This window comes from Mammaliicoccus sp. O-M54 (assembly GCF_022386035.1).
Classification (GTDB): domain Bacteria; phylum Bacillota; class Bacilli; order Staphylococcales; family Staphylococcaceae; genus Mammaliicoccus; species Mammaliicoccus sciuri_A.
This window is the reverse complement of record NZ_JAJNJE010000001.1, coordinates 26804-50754: the sequence shown is the minus strand read 5'-3', so window position 1 is coordinate 50754 and position 23951 is coordinate 26804. Positions and strand designations below refer to the sequence as shown.

General features: G+C 32.5%; 23 protein-coding genes. 5 read left to right on the top strand and 18 right to left on the bottom strand.

Annotated features, from left to right (window positions below; all coding sequences use genetic code 11):
- Positions 1-123 precede the first annotated feature (123 nt).
- From LQ673_RS00235 to LQ673_RS00165, 15 genes are all read right to left on the bottom strand, one after another.
- Positions 124-450 (bottom strand): SHOCT-like domain-containing protein, encoded by a 327-nt coding sequence (locus tag LQ673_RS00235; RefSeq protein WP_126476656.1) that lies wholly within the window; start codon positions 448-450, stop codon positions 124-126.
- Positions 451-467: 17 nt separating this feature from the next.
- The gene (gene uvrA / locus LQ673_RS00230) at positions 468-3302 is read right to left on the bottom strand and encodes an excinuclease ABC subunit UvrA (protein ID WP_191836339.1); all 2835 of its coding nucleotides are present in this window, start codon (positions 3300-3302) and stop codon (positions 468-470) included.
- Positions 3303-3307: 5 nt separating this feature from the next.
- The gene (gene uvrB / locus LQ673_RS00225) at positions 3308-5290 is read right to left on the bottom strand and encodes an excinuclease ABC subunit UvrB (protein ID WP_037588751.1); all 1983 of its coding nucleotides are present in this window, start codon (positions 5288-5290) and stop codon (positions 3308-3310) included.
- 132 nt (positions 5291-5422) lie between these two features.
- The gene (locus tag LQ673_RS00220) at positions 5423-5653 is read right to left on the bottom strand and encodes a DUF2198 family protein (RefSeq protein ID WP_025904530.1); all 231 of its coding nucleotides are present in this window, start codon (positions 5651-5653) and stop codon (positions 5423-5425) included.
- A gap of 8 nt (positions 5654-5661) precedes the next feature.
- Positions 5662-6312, bottom strand: a complete 651-nt coding sequence (locus LQ673_RS00215; RefSeq protein ID WP_025904529.1) for an HD domain-containing protein — start codon at positions 6310-6312, stop codon at positions 5662-5664.
- Entirely contained in the window at positions 6312-6887 is a 576-nt protein-coding gene (locus LQ673_RS00210; RefSeq protein ID WP_037588750.1) for a TlpA family protein disulfide reductase, read from the bottom strand. Before LQ673_RS00210 ends, LQ673_RS00215 begins: the two co-directional genes overlap by 1 nt.
- Before the next feature lie 123 nt (positions 6888-7010).
- Complete coding sequence (locus tag LQ673_RS00205) at positions 7011-7895, bottom strand: CHAP domain-containing protein (RefSeq protein WP_126476658.1); 885 nt, start codon at positions 7893-7895, stop codon at positions 7011-7013.
- Positions 7896-8214: 319 nt separating this feature from the next.
- On the bottom strand, positions 8215-8535 hold the full coding sequence (cccB, locus tag LQ673_RS00200) for a cytochrome c551 (protein ID WP_025904526.1): 321 nt from the start codon (positions 8533-8535) through the stop codon (positions 8215-8217).
- 142 nt (positions 8536-8677) lie between these two features.
- A protein-coding gene (prfB, locus tag LQ673_RS00195) for a peptide chain release factor 2 (RefSeq protein WP_126476659.1) occupies positions 8678-9788 on the bottom strand; the annotation gives its coding sequence in 2 pieces (ribosomal slippage) (positions 8678-9715 and positions 9717-9788; 1110 coding nt in all).
- Positions 9789-9800: 12 nt separating this feature from the next.
- On the bottom strand, positions 9801-12332 hold the full coding sequence (secA, locus tag LQ673_RS00190; RefSeq protein ID WP_037588747.1) for a preprotein translocase subunit SecA: 2532 nt from the start codon (positions 12330-12332) through the stop codon (positions 9801-9803).
- 166 nt (positions 12333-12498) lie between these two features.
- Entirely contained in the window at positions 12499-13071 is a 573-nt protein-coding gene (gene hpf / locus LQ673_RS00185; RefSeq protein WP_037588746.1) for a ribosome hibernation-promoting factor, HPF/YfiA family, read from the bottom strand.
- Between the two features lie 48 nt (positions 13072-13119).
- Entirely contained in the window at positions 13120-13755 is a 636-nt protein-coding gene (locus LQ673_RS00180) for a ComF family protein (protein WP_191836340.1), read from the bottom strand.
- 44 nt (positions 13756-13799) lie between these two features.
- Positions 13800-15086, bottom strand: a complete 1287-nt coding sequence (locus LQ673_RS00175; protein WP_191836341.1) for a DEAD/DEAH box helicase family protein — start codon at positions 15084-15086, stop codon at positions 13800-13802.
- A gap of 54 nt (positions 15087-15140) precedes the next feature.
- Positions 15141-16007, bottom strand: a complete 867-nt coding sequence (gene fakB1, locus LQ673_RS00170) for a fatty acid kinase binding subunit FakB1 (RefSeq protein ID WP_037588743.1) — start codon at positions 16005-16007, stop codon at positions 15141-15143.
- Between the two features lie 73 nt (positions 16008-16080).
- On the bottom strand, positions 16081-16596 hold the full coding sequence (locus LQ673_RS00165; RefSeq protein ID WP_239704776.1) for a hypothetical protein: 516 nt from the start codon (positions 16594-16596) through the stop codon (positions 16081-16083).
- Positions 16597-16676: 80 nt separating this feature from the next.
- Here LQ673_RS00165 and LQ673_RS00160 point away from each other — a divergent pair, with 80 nt between their 5' ends.
- Complete coding sequence (locus LQ673_RS00160; RefSeq protein WP_191836343.1) at positions 16677-17327, top strand: YigZ family protein; 651 nt, start codon at positions 16677-16679, stop codon at positions 17325-17327.
- Between the two features lie 6 nt (positions 17328-17333).
- Here LQ673_RS00160 and LQ673_RS00155 read toward each other — a convergent pair whose 3' ends face one another.
- A complete protein-coding gene (locus tag LQ673_RS00155) occupies positions 17334-18389 on the bottom strand; it encodes a glycosyltransferase family 4 protein (RefSeq protein ID WP_191836344.1) in 1056 nt (351 codons plus the stop codon).
- 256 nt (positions 18390-18645) lie between these two features.
- Here LQ673_RS00155 and gdpS point away from each other — a divergent pair, with 256 nt between their 5' ends.
- The 4 genes from gdpS (at position 18646) to pepT (ending at position 22323) form a co-directional block, all read left to right on the top strand.
- Complete coding sequence (gene gdpS, locus LQ673_RS00150; protein ID WP_037588737.1) at positions 18646-19716, top strand: GGDEF domain-containing protein GdpS; 1071 nt, start codon at positions 18646-18648, stop codon at positions 19714-19716.
- 98 nt (positions 19717-19814) lie between these two features.
- A complete protein-coding gene (locus LQ673_RS00145) occupies positions 19815-20582 on the top strand; it encodes a threonine/serine exporter family protein (RefSeq protein ID WP_037588735.1) in 768 nt (255 codons plus the stop codon).
- Positions 20583-20595: 13 nt separating this feature from the next.
- Positions 20596-21060 (top strand): threonine/serine exporter family protein, encoded by a 465-nt coding sequence (locus LQ673_RS00140; RefSeq protein ID WP_025905428.1) that lies wholly within the window; start codon positions 20596-20598, stop codon positions 21058-21060.
- A 36-nt stretch (positions 21061-21096) separates the two neighbouring features.
- A complete protein-coding gene (pepT, locus tag LQ673_RS00135) occupies positions 21097-22323 on the top strand; it encodes a peptidase T (RefSeq protein WP_191836345.1) in 1227 nt (408 codons plus the stop codon).
- Between the two features lie 49 nt (positions 22324-22372).
- Here the strand turns inward: pepT and LQ673_RS00130 are convergent, their stop codons facing one another.
- Both LQ673_RS00130 and ytxJ read right to left on the bottom strand, forming a co-directional pair.
- Positions 22373-23494 carry a glycerate kinase gene (locus tag LQ673_RS00130; protein ID WP_037588731.1) on the bottom strand — a complete coding sequence of 374 codons (1122 nt, stop codon included), beginning with the start codon at positions 23492-23494 and terminating at the stop codon, positions 22373-22375.
- A gap of 101 nt (positions 23495-23595) precedes the next feature.
- The gene (gene ytxJ, locus LQ673_RS00125) at positions 23596-23916 is read right to left on the bottom strand and encodes a bacillithiol system redox-active protein YtxJ (protein ID WP_025905425.1); all 321 of its coding nucleotides are present in this window, start codon (positions 23914-23916) and stop codon (positions 23596-23598) included.
- Positions 23917-23951: the final 35 nt, after the last annotated feature.

The window sequence follows — 23951 nt, the reverse complement described above, 5'->3', positions numbered from 1 at the left end:
CTCTAGGTTAATATATGTTAATTCTAATGAACTTTAACCTTAACTGCAATCATTATCAATATTACAACAGTTTCTGCAAATATAAAAACCCTAGAAACGTTTTATCGTTTCTAGGGAATAAATTTAAATATCTTTATTTTGGTCGTTATTTTTATTGAAATTTCTAATGATATTTCTTAAAGATTCATCTAATTGTTGAATAGGATCTTGACCTGTTCCTTCATTATCCTTAAACTTCTTTTCAAATTCAGTTTTCCCTGATTTGGCAGTTGTCTTAAATTTATCTAACAAGTCTTCAAATAAATTTTCAACATTTTCTTTAGATTTCTTATCAAATGGTGATGATGATTTTTGATTATGAGATGTTGCATCAAGTAATTTTACCGCTTCATCAACAGTAATTTTCCCACCTTCAATAAGGTCTAAAATTTTTAATTGTACTTCGTTCATAAATAACCCCTCCTGGTTTATGATCGATCTCGTTCTAAAATTGGTTTTAAGTATTTACCAGTGTAAGATGCTTCAACTTCTACAATGTCTTCTGGTGTTCCAGTAGCTATAATTTCACCGCCACCATCTCCACCTTCTGGACCTAAATCTATAATATAGTCTGCTGTTTTAATGACATCTAAATTATGTTCAATAATGATGACAGAGTCGCCATTTTCAACGAGTCTATTTAACACACTTAATAAACGTTTAATATCATCTACGTGTAAACCTGTTGTCGGTTCATCAAGTATATATAATGACTTACCATTAGATCGTCTATGAAGTTCAGAAGCAAGTTTCACACGTTGTGCTTCACCGCCTGATAAAGTTGTTGCGGGTTGACCTAGTTTAACATATCCTAAACCAACGTCTACTATTGTTTTTAATTTTCTATTTATCTTAGGTAAACTTTCGAAAAAGTGATAAGCATCTTCTACTGTCATTTCTAATACATCAGAAATACTTTTTCCTTTATAAGTGACTTCTAATGTTTCTCTATTATAACGTTTTCCATCACAAACTTCACATGGTACGTATACATCTGGTAAGAAATGCATTTCAATTTTAATGATGCCGTCACCTTTACAAGCTTCACAACGGCCACCTTTAACATTAAAACTAAATCTTCCTTTTTGATAACCTCTCACTTTTGCCTCATTCGTTTGGCTAAATACATCTCTAATGTCATCAAATACACCTGTATAAGTTGCAGGGTTTGAACGTGGTGTTCTACCAATTGGTGATTGGTCAATATCTATAATTTTTTCAATTTCATTTACACCTTTTATAGATTTATGTTCACCTGGTTTTGTTTTCGTATTATACAATTGCTTTTGTAAACCTTTGTACAATACTTCATTAACTAATGAACTTTTACCAGAACCTGAAACACCTGTTACACATGTCATAACTGATAATGGGAAGTCTACATCGACATTTTTCAAATTATTACTTGTCGCGCCTTTAACAGATATTTTACGTTTCGTAACTTTTCTTCGTTTAGATGGTACAAACACTTTTTCTTTACCACTTAAGTATTTACCTGTTAAAGATTGTTCATTTGCCATCACTTCTTCAGGTGTACCACTCGCAACTACTTCACCACCATGTACACCTGCTTTTGGACCTATATCAATTAAATAATCCGCAGCTTTCATCGTATCTTCATCATGTTCAACGACAATTAATGTATTACCCATATCTCTCATAGATTTCAATGTATCAATTAAGCGATCATTGTCTCTTTGATGTAAACCAATAGAAGGCTCATCAAGCACATATAACACACCAGATAATCTTGAACCGATTTGAGTTGCCAGTCTAATACGTTGTGCTTCCCCACCAGATAAAGTACCTGATGCTCGATTAAGTGTTAAATATTCTAAACCTACATTATTTAAGAAAGATAATCTTTCATGAATTTCTTTTAAGATGAGCTTCGCAATTTTACGTTCTGTTTCATCTAAATCTAAATTATCAAAATGTTTGATTGCATTATAAATTGAATATCTGACTACTTCACCGATATGTTGGCCATCAATTTTGACAGAAAGTACTTTTTCATTTAAACGATAACCATCACATGTTTCACAAGTTTTTTCGACCATGTATTTTTGCATCACTTCTCTAACGTATTCAGATGGTGAATCATGGTAACGACGTTCTATATTATTTAGTACACCTTCAAAAGCCATCGTTCTTTTTCTTTCTGTTTTAACGCCATAATCTTGATTAAATTTAAATTCTATTTCATCATCATGACCTCTTAAGACGATGTTCTTTTCTTTTTTCGTTAATTTATTAAATGGTTTATCCATATCGATTTTAAAATGTTCACAAGCTTGTTTTAATAAAGTTGGATAATAATTAGAACTGATTGGTTGCCATGGCAAAATGGCACCTTCATTTAAACTTAATGTCTTATCTGGCACGACTAAGTCAACATCTACAGTTAATTTACTTCCTAAGCCATCACAAGATGGACAAGCACCAAACGGATTGTTAAATGAGAACATTCTAGGTTCTAATTGGTCTACTGAGAATCCACAAATCGGACAAGCATGGTGTTCAGAAAATTTAATTTCATCACCTTCAATAATATCAGCAACTGCATTACCGTCAGCTAATTCTAGCGCTGTTTGTAATGAATCAGCTAATCTTGCTTCAATACCTGGTTTAATGACAAGTCTATCAATCACGACATCAATAGAATGATTTTGATTTTTGTTTAAATCTGGAACATCATCTACATCTAAAATATCGCCATCTACTTTTAACCTTGCATAGCCTTTTTTAGCAATGTCTTCAATCAATTTCTTATGTGTTCCTTTACGCCCTGAAACGATTGGTGACAGAATTTGTATTTTTGTTCTTTCTTCTAATTCCATAACTTGATCGACCATTTGTTGAACCGTTTGTGATTTAATTTCAATACCATGGTTAGGACATATTGGTCTACCAACTCTTGCATATAATAGTCTTAAATAATCATATATTTCAGTCACGGTAGCAACAGTTGATCTTGGGTTTTTACTTGTTGTCTTTTGATCAATTGATATCGCTGGAGAAAGACCATCAATTAAATCTACATCTGGTTTATCCATTTGTCCTAAAAATTGTCTCGCATAGGCACTTAATGATTCTACATATCTTCTTTGGCCTTCTGCATAAATCGTATCAAATGCTAAAGACGACTTTCCTGAACCAGATAATCCAGTCATAACAACAAGTTGGTCTTTAGGTATTTCTATATCTATATCTTTTAAATTATGTGCTCTTGCACCTTTTACGATGATGGATTTGTTTTTCATCTCAGTCACCTTTCTGCTTTTAGTTCAAATAATATATCTCTTAGTTCAGATGCACGCTCGAAGTCTAAATCTTTCGCAGCATCTTTCATTTCTTTTTCTATGCGCTCGATTGTCTTTTCTCTTTCTTTTTTTGTAAGTTTCTTAGGCGCTTTTTTAGTATCTTTTTCGGTTACTTCATCCGTTTCTACTGTTGCTGATATGACATCACGTATTTTCTTGTTAATTGTTTGTGGTGTAATATTGTGTTCTTCATTGTACGCTTCTTGAGTAGCACGTCTTCTACTTGTTTCATCTAATGCTGTTCTCATAGAATCTGTAATTTTATCAGCATACATAATCACTTTACCTTTATCATTACGCGCAGCTCGACCAATCGTTTGAATCAACGAACGCTCTGATCTTAAGAAACCTTCTTTATCTGCATCCAAAATTGTAACCAGTGAAACTTCTGGGATATCTAAACCTTCTCTTAGTAAGTTAATCCCAACTAATACATCATAAACACCCATTCTTAAGTCTCGAATAATTTCTATTCTTTCTAATGTCTTTATTTCTGAATGTAAGTAATTCACTTTAATGCCGGCTTCTTTTAAATAAGTCGTTAAATCTTCACTCATTTTTTTAGTTAACGTTGTAATTAATACACGTTCATTTCTTTCTATTCTTTCATTAATTTCAGCCATTAAATCATCTATTTGATTTTCACTTGGTCTGACTTCAACAATCGGATCCAATAAACCTGTAGGACGAATGATCTGTTCGACCATTTCATCAGTATGTTCAATTTCATATGGTCCCGGTGTTGCTGAAACATAAACCAATTGTTTCGTTTTTTCTTCAAACTCTTCAAATTTAAGCGGTCTATTGTCTAAAGCACTTGGTAATCTAAAGCCGTGTTCGACTAAGACATTTTTTCGCGCTTGGTCACCATTATACATACCTCTAATTTGAGGAAGTGTTACGTGAGATTCATCAATCATCACTAACCAATCATCACCAAAGTAATCTAATAAAGTATATGGTGTAGAACCTTTTGGTCGTAACGTTAAATGCACAGAATAGTTCTCAATACCTGAACAAAAGCCCATTTCTCTCATCATTTCTAAATCATAATTCGTTCTTTGTTCAAGTCGTTGAGCTTCTAGAAGTTTATTTTCTTTTCGAAGTTCAGCCAATCGTTCTTCAAGTTCTTTCTCAATACGCTCAATCGCAACTTTCATTTTTTCTTCACGTGTTACGAAGTGAGACGCGGGATAAAATAGAAAATGCTCTCTTTCAGCAATAACTTCTCCTGTTAAGTAATTCACTTCTCTAATTCTATCGATTTCATCTCCAAAGAACTCTACTCTGACACATAGTTCATCACGTGATGCTGGAAATATTTCTACAACATCTCCTCTAACTCTAAATGTACCACGTCTAAAATCTATATCATTTCGTGAATATTGGTTATCGACAAGTTTTCTTAACAGTTCATTACGTTCCATTTCCATACCGACACGCGTACTTACAACTAAGTCTTTATATTCTTCTGGATTACCTAAACCATAAATACAGCTGACACTCGCAATAACGATAACATCATCTCGTTCAAACAATGCACTAGTAGCTGAATGTCGAAGTTTATCAATTTCATCATTTATAGAGGCATCTTTTTCAATAAAAGTATCTGTTTGAGGTACATATGCTTCAGGTTGATAATAATCGTAATAACTTACGAAGTATTCTACTCTATTCTCAGGAAAGAATTCTTTAAACTCACTATATAGCTGTCCAGCCAACGTTTTATTATGTGCAATAATCAATGTAGGTTTACCGACTTCTTTGATGACATTACTCATCGTGAATGTTTTACCTGTACCTGTCGCACCTAATAAAGTTTGATGTCTCTTGCCTTCGTTAATGCCTTTTACAAGAGATTTAATTGCTTCTGGCTGATCCCCTTGAGGTGAATAGTCAGAATGTATTTTAAAAGGAAAATGTTGCATAGGAACCTCCTCATTTTCTGTAATATATATATTTATTTTATCAAAAATTTGTAAAAATGACCAAACATTTGTTCGTTAATTTTAAAATTACATACAAATAAGAGGAAAAATCTAAATGATTATTCCTCTTATCTATCTTGATTCAATTTTATCTATTTTAAGTGTATCAACTATATAAAAGCCTGCTACTAAACTCAGTACATCTAACAACATAATAAGCTCATTGTTAAAAAAGCCTTTATAAACAGAAACACCAATTATAATGCTGGATACAAGTAATCCAATCCATTTATTTTGAGCAATTTGCGTGAAAATAATAACCATTAAACAAGGAAGAAACAAAGCTAGAATCGGCCAAATCATTCAATTCACTAACTCCTTTTTGTTTCACGTTTCTCAAGTATCGTCATTGTTATCTCTCTTAACTCTGAACGTGGTATAAATTTTTCTTGTAACATATCAGGTATAATATGTTGAATAAAATCTTGTACAGATGCTAAATGATCAAATTGCATGATTGTTTCCAATGAACTTTCATAAATTTCGAAGAATAAAGGTTCTGGATTTCTCTTTTGAATTTCACCAAAAGATTCATACAATAAATCAATTTTATCAGCAACACTTAATATTTGCCCTTCTATACTATCATCTTTACCCTCTTGTAGTCTATGTCTATATATATCTTGATATTGCTCAGGAAATTCTTCTGTTATAAATTTATCGATCATCTCTTCTTCAACTTGAGAGAATAATTTTTTAATTTCATAAGACGCATATTTCACAGGTGTCTTAATGTCACCTGTAAATATTTCAGGATAATCATGGTTCAAAGCTTTTTCATATACAAGTTTCCAGTCTATTTCTTGACCATTTTGTTCTTCTACTGTTGCTAAATATTGCGCTATTTTCGTTACTTTAAAGGAATGTGCTGCAACATTATGGTCTTGATACTTAAATTTACCTGGACATCTTACTAATTTCTCTAAATCAGACAAACTTTTAAAATATTGATGTACCCCCATTAAATTTCCTCCTTAACTTGTGTAACTAAGTTGTTTAGTGTCTTTTCAGATAATTCACCTAAATAGACTTTTTTGATTTCGCCATTTTTATCTACAAATAAAGTTGTAGGTATATTATACGATTTATATTTTTCTAGAAAATCATCTTGCGCAACGTAAACATCGTAATTCACATTTACATCGTCCATTAATTGTTTAGCTGGTTTTCGTTTATCTTTAACATTTAAACCAACTAATTCGACACCTTTATCTTCGTGCTTTGCATATTTTACAAGTTCAGGCATTTCTCGTTTACAAGGGTCACACCAAGAGGCAAATAAATTAATAACTGTAATATCATTTTTAGATGTTACCTCTTTTAATTGTTTTGATTTTTCAGTTGAAAAAACATTTACAGTTTCATTATTTACATTCATGCCTGTAGCTGGATGACTGTTTTGAAACGATTGTTTCCCTTGTTGCTCTTTAAACTGTTCGTTCGTTTGAAACTTATTTATATCTAATACTTTATAAACACTGATACTAATAATCAATAACAAAAGTATAACTAATATGATTTTTAACCTTTTTTTCATGTTTTCAAACCTCTACACTAACATTTACGTTTATTATATCAACTATAATGATAAAAAAAAGCAAATAGTTAAAATTCTTAAACTGAATTAACTACTTGCTTATTTATTAAGTTACTATAAAAACTAATGAATATAATTATATGAACCAGCTGCTGATGCTGAAATTGTACGTGAAGAAACAATACCTTCACCTTGATAATTCATTTCAGAAACTTGGATTGAACCATCAGCATTTACTTTATCAACATAAGCTACATGTCCATATCCACCTGCTGTAGATTGTAAAATTGAACCTGCCGCTGGGCTATTGTTTACAGTGTAACCTGCTTGAGCTGCTGCGTTTGCCCAGTTGTTTGCATTACCCCAAGTATTGCCAAGATCTGGACGTTTACTAAATGCATAGTACGTACATTGTCCAGAAGTATATAAATTGCTTCCGCCACCTGTATTTGGTCGGCTGTATGAAACAGGTGCAGTGTTTTGTGTTGATTGATTTTCATTAAATGTAGGTGCAACATAAGCGACTGAATCTTCACTGTTGTACACATTGCCGTATGATGTTTGTTCGAATACGTATCTTAATAATGCATCTTCTTGAGCTGGAGATTCAGGTGCGTTAACCGTTAAACTAGTAGGTTCTGCAGTTGGTTCTGATGTTTCAGATGCAACTTTTAATTCATCACCAACAATAATTAAATCAGAAGATAAATTGTTCCATTCTTTTAAGTCTGAAACCTTAACATCAAATTTCTTAGCTATTTTGTTAAGTGTATCTCCTTCTTGAATTGTATAGATGTTATCTTCTAATACTTTTAATGTTTGTCCAACTGTAACATCGGTATCAATGTTGTTTAAAGATTTAATTTCTGACACTGATGTTCCATATTCTTTTGCGATATTGTCTAATGATTGTCCTTCTTTTACTTTAATATCAGCTGCATAGGCAGATGAACTTGCTAAAGTTGTTAAAGCTGTAACAGATGCTAATGTAATGAAAGTCTTCTTCATGATGACATATCCTCCCGAAGTGTATGTATTTACGTTTATATTTATTATTTATATGATGTTCCTCAATTAATACTGGAAATAATATAGCATATTTTTTATCTCAATATTGTTTTGTTACAAATCTGTAATATAACCGTTAACATTTTATAATTTTACTGATAAAAATGTTACTGAACACTGACATGAAAGTATTTTAAAAGGTGTTGTTAATTATTTACACATAATTAACAACACCTTTATTACTTATCATTATTCAATTAAAATACATATGTTTTTCACAGTAAAATTTCCAATTTATATGCAAATTGAATATAAATGATTATTTTTGTTTAGCTAACCATTTAGCAACTTCTTTTGCTTCTTTCTCATCTACAACTTGACTCGGCATATTACCTTTACCTTCGTTGATAATTTTTTCAATATCTGATTCAGACATTTTGGCACCGACTTTTTTAAGTGATGGTCCAGATGCACCATCTAAATCTTTACCATGACATCCTACGCAAGAATTGTTTTTAAAGATTTTTTCCCCTTGTGAACTGTATTCTTCTTTGCTGCTATCATCGCTTGATTGTCCACATCCTGCAAATACTAACGATGATAATGCTATTACAGAAATCATGCCCATTTTGATTTTCATGTATAACACTCCATTCATTTTATTATCAACTATATTTTACCATGTAAACCAGCGTCTGACATCATTTTGTTCAATAGTTCACAATTTAAATTATCATAAAAGCAGCTAGGATATTTAAATCATCCTAGCTGCTTGCTTTAAATTATTTTTCATTAATTTGGCTTCTTAAATATGCATCGATAAATGGGTCTAAGTCACCATCCATAACTGCATTTGTATTACCTGTTTCTTCATTAGTTCTATGATCTTTAACCATAGCATATGGATGAAATACGTATGAACGTATTTGACTACCCCATCCAATTTCTTTTTGTTCGCCTCTAATTTCATCTAGAGCTGCTGCTTGTTCTTCAAGTTCTTTTTGGTAGAGTTTCGCTTTTAACATTTTCATAGCTTGTTCTCTATTTTTAATTTGTGATCTTTCATTTTGACATGTTACAACGATACCAGTTGGTTGGTGTGTGATACGAACAGCTGAATCAGTCGTGTTGACGTGCTGTCCACCTGCACCAGATGCTCTATAAGTATCGACTGAAATGTCTTCAGAATTAACTTCTATTTCTATTTTTTCATTATTAAATTCAGGTGTTACATCACAAGATACAAATGATGTATGACGTCTTCCTGATGAATCAAATGGAGAAATACGCACTAATCTGTGGACACCTTTTTCAGCTTTTAAATATCCATATGCATTATGACCTTTGATAAGAATTGTGACACTTTTAATGCCCGCTTCATCTCCAGCTTGATAATCTAACGTTTCTACTTTGAATCCTTTTTGTTCTGCGAAACGTTGATACATTCTAAGCAGCATTGAACCCCAATCTTGAGATTCTGTACCACCTGCGCCTGGATGCAATTCTAATATTGCGTTATTTTCATCATGTTCACCATTAAGTAGTAGTTTCAATTCAAATTGATCGATGTCTGTTTGTAACGCTTTTAAATCTTGCTCAAGCATTTCGTGCATGTCTTCATCATATTCTTCTTGTAACAATTCAACAGTCGTAAGTAAATCTTCAATCTGTTGATTTAATGTATGAAAATCACCGACTACAGACTTTAATGCATTGTTTTTGTTAATGATGTCTTGCGCTTTATTCTGATCGTCCCAGAATGATGGATCAACCATCATTTCTTCGTATTCTTGAATGTTCGTCTCTTTATTTTCTAAGTCAAAGAGACCCCCTGATATTCATTAATTTTTCATTATTTTTATTTAATGTTTGTCTAATTTCCGTTAATTCCATAAAATTACTCCTTTATGCTTGACCATGACAGTTTTTATATTTCTTACCACTACCACATGGACATGGATCGTTTCGGCCAACTTGTTCATCTTTGACGATAGGTTTTGGTTTAACTTTTTCTTTACCATCATTCGCACTCACATGTTTAGCTTCACCTATTTCAACTTGTTCACGTTCAACTTGTTCACCACGATCAATAGTTGATTTAAGAATGTATTTACTTACTTCATCTTCTATTTCATTCAACATTGTTTCAAATAAATCCAAACCTTCATTTTGATATTCTCTAAGTGGATTGATTTGACCATAAGATCTTAAGTGGATACCTGTACGTAATTGATCCATTGTATCAATGTGATCAGTCCATTTACGGTCTATTGTTCTTAACACAATCATACGTTCAAATTCAGACATTTGATCACCAAAGTCTTCTTGTTGAGCTTTGTATTGTGTTTTAATTTTTTCTAATACAATTTCTACGATATCTTCATAATCTCTACCACGAATATCATCAACTTTAATTGCATCTTGTGGTACATATGAGTCTTCAATATATTGAACGAGTGCTTCAAAATCAATTTCTTCTTCGTTTGTTGCGAAGTGATAGTTCACGCCACGCTCTAATGATGATTTAATCATATCTTTAACAATGTCTTGTACATCGTCTTTTTCAATAATATCATTACGCTCACCGTAAATGATTTCACGTTGTTTTCTTAGTACATCATCGTATTCTAATAAACGTTTACGTGCATCGAAGTTATTACCTTCAACTCGTTTTTGAGCAGATTCTACTGCTCTAGAAACCATTTTAGATTCAATTGGTGTATCATCATTCATACCTAATTTACCCATTAAAGATTGCATACGTTCTGATCCGAAACGAACCATCAATTCATCTTGTAATGATAAGTAGAATCTACTTCGACCAACGTCACCTTGACGACCTGAACGTCCTCTTAATTGGTCATCAATACGTCTTGACTCGTGACGTTCTGTACCAATTACAGCTAAACCACCAAGTTCAACAACGCCTTCTCCAAGTTTAATATCCGTACCACGACCGGCCATGTTAGTTGCAATGGTTACTGCACCTTTTTGACCTGCATTTAAAATGATTTCCGCTTCACGTTCATGGTTTTTCGCATTCAACACGTTATGTCTAACGCCTTTTTTCTTTAATAGTTGTGAAATATATTCACTTGTTTCAACGGCAACTGTACCTAATAATACTGGTTGACCTGTCTTATGAAGCTCAATCACATCTTTAACAACCGCATCAAACTTACCTTTTTGAGATGCAAAAATTAAATCCGCTTCGTCTATACGTTGTATCGGTCTATTTGTTGGAATTTGCGTAACAGTCATATTGTAAATATTTCTGAACTCTTCTTCTTCTGTCTTAGCTGTACCAGTCATACCTGATAATTTATTGTACATTCTAAAGAAATTTTGGAACGTGATAGATGCCATCGTTTTAGATTCATTTTGAATCTCTAGACCTTCTTTTGCTTCAATTGCTTGATGCAAGCCGTCAGAGAATCTTCGACCTGGCATTGTACGACCTGTAAATTGGTCGACAATCATAATTTCACCATCATCAACAACATAATCTTTATCTTTAAACATTGTTCTATTTGCTTTTAACGCGATATTTATATGATGCATTAAGTTAACATGTTTCACGTCAAACAAGTTCTCAATTTTGAACATGCGTTCAGCTTTATCAATACCTTGTTCTGTTAAAGTGATAGCTTTAGTTTTTTCATCATAACTAAAATCATCTTCACCTTTAAGCATTTTTACAAATACATTAGCTTGTGTATATAACGTTGTTGATTTTTCTGCTTCGCCTGAAATGATAAGTGGCGTTCTCGCTTCATCAATTAAAATTGAGTCAACCTCATCAATGATGGCAAAGTTAAGAGGTCTCATAACACGGTCTTTTTTATACGTAACCATGTTGTCTCTTAAATAATCAAATCCAAGTTCATTATTTGTACTATACGTGATATCTGCTGCATATGCTTCACGCTTTTGATTCGTATCCATTGAATTCAAATTAAGTCCAACTGATAAACCTAAGAAATTATACAATTGCGCCATTTCTTCACTTTGTGAACTTGATAGATATTCATTGACTGTAACAACATGAACGCCTCTACCTGTTAGCGCATTTAAATAAACTGGCATTGTTGCTGTTAATGTTTTACCTTCACCAGTTTTCATTTCTGAAATATCACCACGATGAATGGCAATACCACCCATAATTTGTACTTTAAATGGTGTCATATTAAATACCCTTGTAGATGCTTCTCTTACGATTGCATATGCTTCAGGTAGTATTTTGTCTAAATATTTTTCTTGCTTTTTATAATCTTCTATTTCTGACAATTCTTTTTTGAATTGTTCTGTCTTCTCTCTTAATTGATCATCTGTTAATTTAGCAATTTCATCTTCTAAATTGATGACTTGATCTGCTAATTTTCCGAGTGATTTAACAACTCGTTTGTTACCATCAGCTATTTTTGATAAAAAACCCATTTTGTTCTCTCCTTCAACTAGAAAACTAGTAATCTTACAACAATATATCATAACACGTTTATATCTCTTTTTACACTATTTAAGATTACCACCTCTGTAGATGAAAAGCTATCAATAGCCAAAGAAACTGGTGCAGAAATTCTGCACCAGTTCGTGTAAATGATTTTTATTGTATTGAAGTTTCAATTAGTCCATATTTACCATCTTTACGTTTATAAACGATGCTTGTTTCATCTGTTTCTGCATCAGTAAAGATGTAAAAATCATGTCCTAGTAAGTTCATTTGTAATACTGCTTCTTCAGAATCCATTGGTTTCAAAGCAAATTGCTTAGAACGAATGATTTCAATTTCATTATCGCTATCATTCTCTTCAACTTCTTCAGGTGCAGCTGAATCTGGACTTACTGCAAAGACATCTTTATCTCGCCCTTTGTCGCGATACTTTCTATTAACCTTAGTTTTGTACTTACGTACTTGTCTTTCGAGTTTGTTAGTTATTAAGTCGATTCCAGCATATAAATCTTCATGTCTTTCTTCAGCTCTTAAAGTAACATCTTTCAACGGAATAGTTACTTCAATTTTACTTCTAGAATCCTGATAAGTTTTGATTTTAACGTGGGCTATCGCCTCTGGGACATTAGTAAAATATCTTTCTAGTTTACTTACTTTGTCCTCAATATAATTTCTTATCGGATCAGTCACTGTGATGTTTTCACCATGAATTTCAAATCTGATCATAAAACACCGACTCCTTTAACGCTCAATTTCTCTTGTGTTTCTTCCTACCTATATTTTATCATTATTTACCGCTCTTGCAAATGTTAAGGCATCTATTTTTCTGATTTTTCTAATAAATAAAAGTTCTGCTAAGCGGTGAATTGTTAACCCTGTTGTATAAATATCATCTATGAGTAATATTCTCTTATTTTCAAAGTCTATGTCTTTATTTATTTTAAATGGATTATGCTGAAATGACCTTTTTATTTTAGTTAATTCTGATTGCTTTTGCCTTTCTTCAGTTTCATAAATCTGTATATATTTAATTTTTTGATTATCCAATACCGTTGTTACATGATCGAATGTTCGCTGTTCTAACTTATTAGGATGAATAGGTGCCGGAATAACATAATCATATTGCTTAAATAATTTCGGTGGTAATTGAAACACTTGATTGAGTGCAACATCTCCATTCAACTTATATTGTTGTATGAGCGTTTTGACAAGACCATCATAGTCATACAGCGTATAAAGTTGATTGATCAATGTATACTTATTTGAAAGCCACTGACAATCTAAGCAATCCTCCTCTTCTTCAGACATTACTTTCAAGCATCTTTTGCATCGTCTTGCTTCATGATTAAATGCTAATTGATTGGCACATTGCTCACATATTAAAGATTGCCTTGAAAAAAGATTTAACAAATCGATCACTTCATTGATATGATTTTGACAAATTATGCACCTATTCAAATTAACCATCCTTTCTCACGGGCTAAATCATTCATTGCAATAATTTCTCGTTTCGCCTGTATCATATTTCGTGTGATACCTTCGTGATAACACAATACCTTGCCAGTTGGACAAGATAATTTTCGACCTACACGACCTGCAATTTGAATGATGGCACTGCTTGTAAACTTTTCTGTATGCACGATGACGACATCTAATTTTTCTAGCGTAACGCCTCTTTCTAATATTGTCGTTGTAAACATAATGTCTATTTCATCATTTCTTAAACGCGTTACCTTTTCATGCCTCATCTCATCATGACTGGATACATATTCAATTTTTAAAAAGTAACTTTGAAATACTTTAAATATTTGTTCCATATAATCAATATTATGAAAAAAGACAAATGTCTTTCTATTCTGTTCTATTTGGGATTTAAGAAACGCAAGTAACTTCTGATTGAGTTTATTTTCTTTAATGTTATTAAATTGAAATTCTGGAACTGGTAATGGATGTTTATGATATCTTGCGGGGAGTTTAATTATTTGATTGTGATTAAACTTAGAAAGGAGTTGCTTGTTAGGCGTTGCAGTTAAATAAATATGACTAGATTGTTCTGAAGAAGCTTTTCGAATGGTATGCATCAGTTGATTATCCATTTCTAACGGAAATGCATCTACCTCATCAACGATGATCACATTAAAATGTCCGTCATAGCGTATAAGTTGATGGACAGTCGATACGACAAACGAACTGTTAAACTGAGCAAATTGTCCTTCATACATTAAATCAATGTGTTCATCTTTAAATGCGTTTATTAGCCTTAAATAAACTTCTTTCACGACATCTACTCTTGGTGATACAACTGCAACATTCATACCATTTTTTCGAGCTTGCGATATACCTTCAAAGATCATTTCTGTCTTACCTGCACCTGTCACAGCATGGAGTAATAAATGTTCTTGCTTTAAAATAGCGTCTTTAATTTTAGAGGATGCGAGTTGTTGCTGTTCACTTAATTCAAAATCCAACTGATAACGACATTCTGATACTTCATGCAAACTCTCAATGACATAAATATCTTTACAACTTTGAACTTTACCAAGTGCAATACAATATCTGCAATAGGTTGTAATTTGCTCGCAATGGTGGCAAAAATACTGATAAAACAATGATTGTTCTTTGTTACCACACTGATTACAAATATATTTACCTTGAACAAAAGACACGCCAGGTTTAGTATATTTAACTTTTTCAGTCGTTATATCATTTAAATCTCGGCATATACGTCCGTATAATTTCATACTAACCTCCATAAAAAAGCACAAAAAGCCTCGGCTTTTTGTGCTGTAGTTATATTATATACTTAAATCTAATTCGGTCGTTGTGAATCCTAAACCTAATGAACCTTCTCCTAAATGCGTCCCAATTACTGGTCCAAAATAACTCATAATAATTTGTGCATCAGGGAATTGTTCTTCAACTTGCGCTTTCCAAGAAAGTGCTGTCTCTTTATCATTTCCTTCAATAATAACAATAGATAAGTTTTTATAACCTTCAACTTCTTTAGCTAATTGTTCTTCAATACGTTTCATTGCTCTTTTCTTTGTTCTCACTTTATCGTAAGGGACAATTTTAGTATCAACGAAGTGTAACAATGGTTTCACTTGTAACATCGTACCGACTAATGCTTGTGCACTATTTAAGCGGCCACCTTTTTTCAAGTTATTTAAATCATCTACTATGAAATATGCATTTGTTGTTTGTTTCATATTCTCTAATTGTTCTAGAATATTATCAATAACTGTCATACCTTGCTCGATAAGCTGAGCTGCTTTTAAAGCATAGAAACCTTGTACTGAACAAGAGATTTCAGAATCAAATGCATGTACGTTTATACCTTCTACCATATCGTTTAACGTCACAGCTGTTTGGTATGTACCACTTATACCACTTGATAAGTGAACTGCAATCACATCTGTATATCCTTCGTCTCTCAAACTCTCAAGTAATTCCACATATTGACCCATAGCTGGTTGAGATGTTGTCGGTAATTGTTTTTCATTTCTCATTCTTTTATAGAAATCTTCTGTACTTATCTCTGACAATTCTTTATAAACTTCATCATTAAATATAACATTAAGCGCAATTGTTCTAATATTATATTTATCTATATATGCTTGATCTAAATATGCTGTTGAATCTGTTATAACAGCAATCTTCATAAAGTTATCCTCCTTGATTCTCTTCCATACTCATCATATCTAATTCTTGGTTATTTGAAAAGAAGTTTATAAACTAAATTGCTGCCTGTGCCATTTTAGAAAATTTATATGTGCCGTCCTTTTTAACAAGCGTCACAACTTGGTTAAATGTTTTTTTCTCATCTTTACTTCCATTCTTAGGATGAGCTGTTGTTTCCACATTATAGAATACAACCACTTGATCTTTTTTCTGTTCTAAAAACTTAATATTGGATATTTTTTTATCAAATTTATAACTTTTAAGTGTATCTTTCAACACTTTTTCTTCCTCTTTAACGTCTAGTTGTTTTGAATCTGTGTCAATTGTTTTAATGTAAGCTTCTACATCACCATCATTTAAAGACTTTCTATTTTTTTCAATAGCTTCTTTGACAGCTTTTTCAGTATCTTTATTTACTTGAATCGTATCTTTCGGATTTCCTTTTTCATCTAATAGGACACCTTGACTATCGTCCGCTTCGTCAGTCGTTTGTTTCTCTTCCTCTTTGGATCCACAAGCTGCTAACACGATAGACAACACTAAGCACAACATCAATAATTTATTCTTCAATTCATACAATCCTTTCCCGACTAATTTCAATAGTATATAATAATCGTAACAGATTACGATGTAAAGGGAGAAGTATTAACATGGCAGAAGGACTAATTACAATCAAATCAGCACATAAAACTGAAATTGTCATTAATAAATCGAGATTTATCGCGAGCATTCATCCTGCAGAAACTGAAGAAGAAGCGAAAGCATTCATACAACAAAAGAAAAAAGAACATCATGATGCAACACATAATTGCTCTAGCTATGTTATCGGTCCTACAATGCTTATCCAAAAAGCAAATGATGATGGTGAACCATCAGGAACAGCAGGCGTGCCTATGTTAGAAGTATTAAAAAAACAACAACTTCATAATGTTGTTGTTGTCGTTACAAGATATTTTGGTGGTATTAAATTAGGCGCAGGTGGATTAATACGTGCATATGGAAGTGCAGTCAGCCAAGTTATTAAAGAAGTAGGCAGAATTATTTTATTAGATGCAATACCATTTGAAGTAACATTAGACTATGATCAAACAGGACGCTTCGAGCATGAGTTACAACAAACTGATTATCAACTTGTAGATACTGCATATACAGACAAAGTAACATACACCATACATGTAATAGCATCAGAAGAAGAACCATTTATAGATTTCTTAAACGAAGTCAACCAAGGTAAGTACGAATTAAACAGACAAGATATCATCGCACTACCATTTCCATATAATAAAGAAGAAGAACGCTAATCGACATTAGCGTTCTTTTTTATACTTTGTCCTTGTTAATAAATTTAATATTGGTCTGTAATTTACATTTACGAGTCCTGTAAATTCTACGATTAATTCTATTGTTATTAATATCATGACAAACATCATTAATACGCCGTATGGTGGTGATAAATAAAGGATGACACTTGATATGCTGAATAATATGGCAATCATATAGATTAATATGACGGTTTGCCTATGTGTATAACCTAAATCTAATAATCTATGGTGTAAATGCGATTTATCTGCTTGAACGATAGATTGACGATTATGTAGTCTACGTATTACTGCAAATAACATATCGATAAATGGTACTGCTAGTATAACCATTGGGAAGAATAGCGATATTAATGTAATGTTCTTAAAGCCTAATAGTGATAACACACCGATTATATAACCTAATAGTAATGCCCCACTGTCACCTAAGAATATTTTAGCAGGATGTGAGTTAAATACTAAGAATCCTAATAATGATCCTATTAACACACTACATATCATCATGATAAAGATGTTCTGCTGTAATATTGCGATAAATCCTATTGTTACTAAAGCGATACATGATATGCCTGAAGCTAAACCATCTAAACCGTCTATTAAGTTGATTGCATTCATTACTGCAACAACCCAGAAGATTGTCATTGGAATACTAAATATTCCAAATTCAATTACTACACCAAATGGTAATGTAATAAAATCTAATGTGACGTGGTTAAAAACGACGATTAAAGATACAGCAATTTGACCTGCTAATTTAACAAGTGGTTTCATATCATACAAATCATCTACTAAGCCTATAATATAGATAACAATCGCACCTAGTATAATAGGAATTGTTTCATGTTCTACTGGTTTCCCCCACCATAAACCGATGAGAAAAGATATTAAAATGACTGAGCCACCTAATACTGATACGGGTTTAGTATGAACTTTTCTAACGTTTGGCATATCAACAGCACCAATTTTAATAGAAAGAACGATAACTAAAGGTGTTAGTATTAAACTTACAATCATAGTTAGTAATATTAGTTGTAAAGTAAACATTGAGTCACCTTCATTTTGTAGTTGCACCGAATTTGATTAAAACATTACTTCTAGAATATCAAAATTTCATTCTACATGCTATAAAAACAATAGTATACCACATTTTTGAAATCAAATATTTTTACGTATAAACTAGCTTTATAAGCAAACATGTGAAAAAAGAAACTTTTTTAACAAAATAACCTGTTATATCGTGACAAAAGCAATCTAATAGATTACAATATCATATGGCTTACTAAATGAAGGATGGTGTTAAATGATACAAGCAATTATATTCAATATATCTGTAACTATTGCAGCATTTTATCTATACCATCGAATACAATATAGCGAAACGAGAACTGTGACTTTTTCACAAAATTATATCACCATCTTAATGACAGGTGTTTCAATATTATTAATATCTAATCCTATACAGTATCATGACTATGCATTCTCTTTAAGTTTTATACCTATTCTCTTCTTAGGAAGATTTACTAATTTATTTTATTCTGTTTTAAGTGCCGTAGTTATTGTACTATTTGACATATTTGTAATGGGTACACCATTTTTAGAAGATATCCATTTACTGATTATTGCAATTGTTGTTGGGATGATAGGTCCTTTTCTTAAACAAAGTGATTTCGTGAGTATTCAATTATTGTATTTAATCAGCATTATGATTATTGCGATAACACTTATCTTTTTAAATCCTGATGCATGGCTCAATGAATGGTTGTTTCTTGTGCCAGTTTCCTTTATCCTAAGTATTATTAGTGCAAGTGTTTATAGAGACATTTGGATCTTGAAAAATTTAATTTCAAGATATGAAAATGAAGAATCCGTTGATTACTTAACTGGTTTAGGAAATGTTAAAGAGTTCGATCGTTATTTAAATAAGACGACTGAACAAATAACTGAACAAGACCAATCTATGGCATTGTTATTGATTGATATTGATGGATTTAAAGACGTGAACGATGCGTATTCTCATAAGGCTGGAGACGCGGTCTTAAAACAAATGTCGCAATTGTTAATCAACTATTTACCTAAAGATGTTAAAGCTTTTCGTAACGGCGGAGAAGAATTTTCAATTATTCTTGTTGGCGAAACATTAGATAGTGCTATTAAATTAGCGGAAAGCATTAGAGATAGTGTTCAACAATCTACTTTCCACTTACCTAACAAAGAAACAATTAAACTATCTGTTTCAATTGGTGTAGGCTATCTAAGTGAGCAAGATAACAAATCTAAACGTCGCGTATTTAAAGATGCGGATGATATGTTACATGAAGCCAAATTACAAGGTCAAAACAAAGTAATGTTCAATCCAATTATTAAGTTATAAACTGAACATAGAATTGCCTCTAGCAATTCTATGTTTTTTGTTGAATCGTTTTTAATTTGATTATTTACATAAAATTCAATACGAAACTGGAGGTTACTATGGAAGAGATACAAGACTTCACGATTATAGATGAAAATAAAATCATTGATGTTGTCATGACTGCCGGTCGCATACTTTTAGAAAGTGGCGCAGAAACATATCGAGTTGAAGATACAATGGCAAGAATCGCTACAAGTTATGGTTTAGAAAATACACATAGCTTTGTAACATCTACTGCGATTATATTCTCGCTTAATGACAGAACAAACACACGTCTGATTAGAATAGATGAACGTACGACAGATTTAGAGAAAATTTCTTTAACGAATCAAATATCACGTAAAATAGCTAACAATGAACTCACGATTGATGAAGCTAAATCAGAACTGATCCATTTACATCATGCTTCATTACAATTTCCATTTTGGTTAAAAGTATTAGCTGCAGCGATAGCATCAGCCTGTTTCTTACCAATGTTTGGTGGTAAACAAGCTGAAGTCATCCCTTCATTCATTGCAGGTGGTGTTGGATATTTAACGATGTCCCTCGTCCATAATACGATTAGAATTAAATTCTTCACAGAATTTATTAGTTCATTAATTATTGCTACAATCGCAACCATTAGTGTGAATTTCTTTATTGGCGTGAATTTAAGCTTAATTACAATCGCCTCTGTTATGCCACTTGTACCAGGTGTCTTGATTACAAATGCAATCAGAGACTTAATGGCAGGACAGTTGCTTGCAGGTATATCTAAAGGTGTAGAAGCGGCACTTACGGCATTTGCTATTGGTGCTGGTGTCGCAATCGTATTACTACTTAGTTAAGGAGGTGCTTTAAATGTTAGATTATATATATCAAATTTTGTTAAGTTTTACCGCAACGTTATTTTTCTCTGTCATTTTTAATGCACCTAAGAGACTATTAATAGCATGTGGTATTGTTGGTGCGATGGGCTGGATGATTTATACCATTTCGTTAGACTTTGGCATCGATAAAGTACAAGCATCATTCTATGGTAGCTTTGCCTTAGCGTTAATGAGTCATATTATGAGTCGTTATTATAAGCGTCCAATGATTATCTTTATAGTTGCCGGTATTATCCCTCTTGTTCCAGGAGGCTTAGCTTATGATGCAACTAAAAACTTAGTTATCAACAATTATGATGTTGCGATTAATACAACACTACAAGCGACACTTATTTCTGGTGCGATCGCGTTTGGTATTTTATGTTCTGAAATCATTTTTCAAATCTATGTCAGAGCAAAGCATTCTTTTGCTTCTAAGAAACAAAAAAGCGTATAATAAATAACGTAAATAGATGTAAAGGGAGCGAGCAATTTGAAACAACGTCTAATTGATCGATTAACAAGATATGTAAAAGTAGATACACAAGCTGATGCAGCAAGTGAAAGTACACCATCTACTGAAAAGCAATGGGACTTAATCCGTATGCTTGAAGAAGAAATTAAAGCATTAAATCTTGAAGTTGACGTAGACGATAAAGGGTATTTAATGGCCACTTTACCGTCAAATACAGAAAAGGATGTACCTACTATAGGGTTATTGGCACATATTGATACGTCTCCAGATTACCATGCATCAAATGTTAATCCTGTTATTGTAGAGCAATATAATGGAGAAGATATTACACTCGGTAATACTGACAAAGTATTAAGCACGAAAACTTTCCCACAACTTGAAAAAGTGATTGGTCATACATTAATGACAACAGACGGTACAACTTTACTAGGTGCTGATGATAAAGCCGGTGTCGTTGAGATTATGGAAGCGATCATTTACTTATTAGAACATCCTGAAATTAAACACGGCAAGATTAGATTCAGCTTTACACCAGATGAAGAAATTGGTAGAGGTCCACATCATTTTGATGTTGAACGATTTAACGCTGATTTTGCTTATACTTTAGATGGTAGCCTAGAAGGCGAATTACAATACGAAAGCTTTAATGCCGCTTCTGCAGTCGTTGAAGTTAACGGTGTAAACGTTCATCCAGGTTCTGCTAAAGACGTAATGGTTAACGCTAACACTTTAGCAATGGCATTTAATGATCAATTGCCAAGTGATGAAGTACCTGAACATACTGAAGGCTATGAGGGCTTCTATCACTTATCTGACATGTCAGGTACAGTTGAGAAAGCAACGCTACAATATATTATTCGCGATCATGATAAAGCACAGTTCGAACGTAGAAAAAATCATTTATTAGATATCGCAAAAGTATTAAATCATAAATATGATCAAGAACTGATTACTGTAACAATCAAAGATCAGTATTACAATATGGGTGAAAAAATCAAGCCACAACCTGAACTTGTGAATATACCTGAGAAAGTCATTAAATCATTAGGTATGACACCTATTATTGAACCTATTAGAGGCGGTACAGACGGTTCACAACTCTCATTCATGGGATTACCAACACCTAATTTATTTACAGGTGGCGCAAACTTCCACGGACCGTACGAGTATGCTTCCATTGATGTTATGGAAAAAGCAGTCCATACAATAGTCGGTATCGTATCAGAATTTGAACAACAGTCTTAAAACAATATATAAGAGCCTGAGACAATTACAGTGTCTCAGGCTCTTATTTTTATATATTAGCTTTTAATAATCTTAGCGATTGTGTAGTTAAATGTCTTAAAGCTATACCTAATTCTAAATCACTCATTGAATATTGATCTTTATTAAATACTTTATACATAGCTGTTACATCTTGTTCTAAGTATTGATCAAACTTTTCATCTGTTGCGCATATCGCAATATTGACTTTTTGATATTTGTTACAAAGTTCAGCAATTCTAACAGACGTCGTTTCTAACAATTGTTGATTAGGTTTCAAACCTTCACCGAAAACGATTAAGTCAGCTTGTTCAATCAACTTATCTAAATAAGTAAGCTCATTTACGACGTCTCCACCTGTAACAAGTTGCGCGTCCCATAGACTATTAAACAAGGCAGCTAAGCCACTTCCTGCACCACCGCGTTCTTCTTTACCTAATAAGATTTTATGTTGGCTCTTAAATAGTTCACTTATATACCATAAAGCATTATCAATTGAGACAGCATCTTCAACAGCAATTTGATTGATTGCTTGTTCTTTCATGATGCGACTATTCTTACCATAATACTTCGATTCAAAGTCTGTTATGACTTTGATATTTTTATCTTTTAACCTTTTATCTAAATCATATAAATCAATTGTTCTTATATATTTAATCCATTTAGCACCTTTGCTAACATCTATAAAACTACCTTCAGCATCAAAGAATTTAGCACCTAATGCTTGTAACATACCAAGTCCACCGTCGTAACTCGCAACATCACCGACTGAAATTAGCATCTCTTTGCTGTCTTCATCCAGCGCTTCTAAAATCACTTCTCCTAGTCCAAATGATGAAGTTTCAAGTGGTTTAATAATATCCTCACTTGACGTTAAGACTTTACCCGCTTCTATAACGATGATATCTTTCTCTGTTACAACATATGAAGACGACTTTGGTCTCATATAAGCGTCATGATGATCCACTGAATATTTAGTGCCAGATTGCCATAATAATACTGAATCTATAACTTCTCTTTGACCATTAAATAATGGGACTTGTACTATATCTGCTTCATTAAATTGAGACTTTATTGCTTCTTCGACAAATCGATTTGCATGGTAACTAGATAAAATACTATCAAACTCATCCATCGCAACTAATACTCTCATAATTTTCACCTCATGCTTTTTATCTTTATTCATTATACTGTTTTTTACTTCAATTAACAAAAAAACAAACAGTCCAATCAGACTGTTTGCATATGTTTCACTTACTCTTCTGCTTTCGATAAACTTGCGACTGTGATATTTTCATGATCTGCATCCCATTCAGCGTTACCATTAACAAAGTAAAATGCTTGTGGGGATTCATGTTTGATTCCAGTTTTATCAGCTATATAATCAGACAATTCTCTTTCTTCTTGAACAATTAAGTAATAACCATCCATATCTCTTTCATATAAGAATTTGTTAAATTGATCATATGCACTTGCTGAAATAGGACAAGTACTGCTATGTTTCATAACAAATACGTTTGGATTATCATTGAGTACTTTTTCAAATTGATCGATGGAAGTTAATTTCACGACCATTTTAATTCACCTCTATCATAATTTAACCAATACAA

Excerpts from the sequence above, each read along its gene's own strand:
- uvrA (WP_191836339.1), bottom strand. The coding sequence starts at position 3,302 with ATGAAAAACAAATCCATCATCGTAAAAGGTGCAAGAGCACATAATTTA.
- LQ673_RS00210 (WP_037588750.1), bottom strand. The coding sequence starts at position 6,887 with ATGAAAAAAAGGTTAAAAATCATATTAGTTATACTTTTGTTATTGATT.
- LQ673_RS00215 (WP_025904529.1), bottom strand. The coding sequence starts at position 6,312 with ATGGGGGTACATCAATATTTTAAAAGTTTGTCTGATTTAGAGAAATTA.
- LQ673_RS00175 (WP_191836341.1), bottom strand. The coding sequence starts at position 15,086 with ATGAAATTATACGGACGTATATGCCGAGATTTAAATGATATAACGACT.
- LQ673_RS00155 (WP_191836344.1), bottom strand. The coding sequence starts at position 18,389 with ATGTTTACTTTACAACTAATATTACTAACTATGATTGTAAGTTTAATA.
- cccB (WP_025904526.1), bottom strand. The coding sequence starts at position 8,535 with ATGAAAATCAAAATGGGCATGATTTCTGTAATAGCATTATCATCGTTA.
- ytxJ (WP_025905425.1), bottom strand. The coding sequence starts at position 23,916 with ATGGTCGTGAAATTAACTTCCATCGATCAATTTGAAAAAGTACTCAAT.
- LQ673_RS00205 (WP_126476658.1), bottom strand. The coding sequence starts at position 7,895 with ATGAAGAAGACTTTCATTACATTAGCATCTGTTACAGCTTTAACAACT.
- LQ673_RS00140 (WP_025905428.1), top strand. The coding sequence starts at position 20,596 with ATGTTAGATTATATATATCAAATTTTGTTAAGTTTTACCGCAACGTTA.
- LQ673_RS00235 (WP_126476656.1), bottom strand. The coding sequence starts at position 450 with ATGAACGAAGTACAATTAAAAATTTTAGACCTTATTGAAGGTGGGAAA.
- LQ673_RS00130 (WP_037588731.1), bottom strand. The coding sequence starts at position 23,494 with ATGAGAGTATTAGTTGCGATGGATGAGTTTGATAGTATTTTATCTAGT.
- LQ673_RS00220 (WP_025904530.1), bottom strand. The coding sequence starts at position 5,653 with ATGATTTGGCCGATTCTAGCTTTGTTTCTTCCTTGTTTAATGGTTATT.
- LQ673_RS00160 (WP_191836343.1), top strand. The coding sequence starts at position 16,677 with ATGGCAGAAGGACTAATTACAATCAAATCAGCACATAAAACTGAAATT.
- fakB1 (WP_037588743.1), bottom strand. The coding sequence starts at position 16,007 with ATGAAGATTGCTGTTATAACAGATTCAACAGCATATTTAGATCAAGCA.
- secA (WP_037588747.1), bottom strand. The coding sequence starts at position 12,332 with ATGGGTTTTTTATCAAAAATAGCTGATGGTAACAAACGAGTTGTTAAA.
- uvrB (WP_037588751.1), bottom strand. The coding sequence starts at position 5,290 with ATGCAACATTTTCCTTTTAAAATACATTCTGACTATTCACCTCAAGGG.
- gdpS (WP_037588737.1), top strand. The coding sequence starts at position 18,646 with ATGATACAAGCAATTATATTCAATATATCTGTAACTATTGCAGCATTT.
- LQ673_RS00145 (WP_037588735.1), top strand. The coding sequence starts at position 19,815 with ATGGAAGAGATACAAGACTTCACGATTATAGATGAAAATAAAATCATT.
- hpf (WP_037588746.1), bottom strand. The coding sequence starts at position 13,071 with ATGATCAGATTTGAAATTCATGGTGAAAACATCACAGTGACTGATCCG.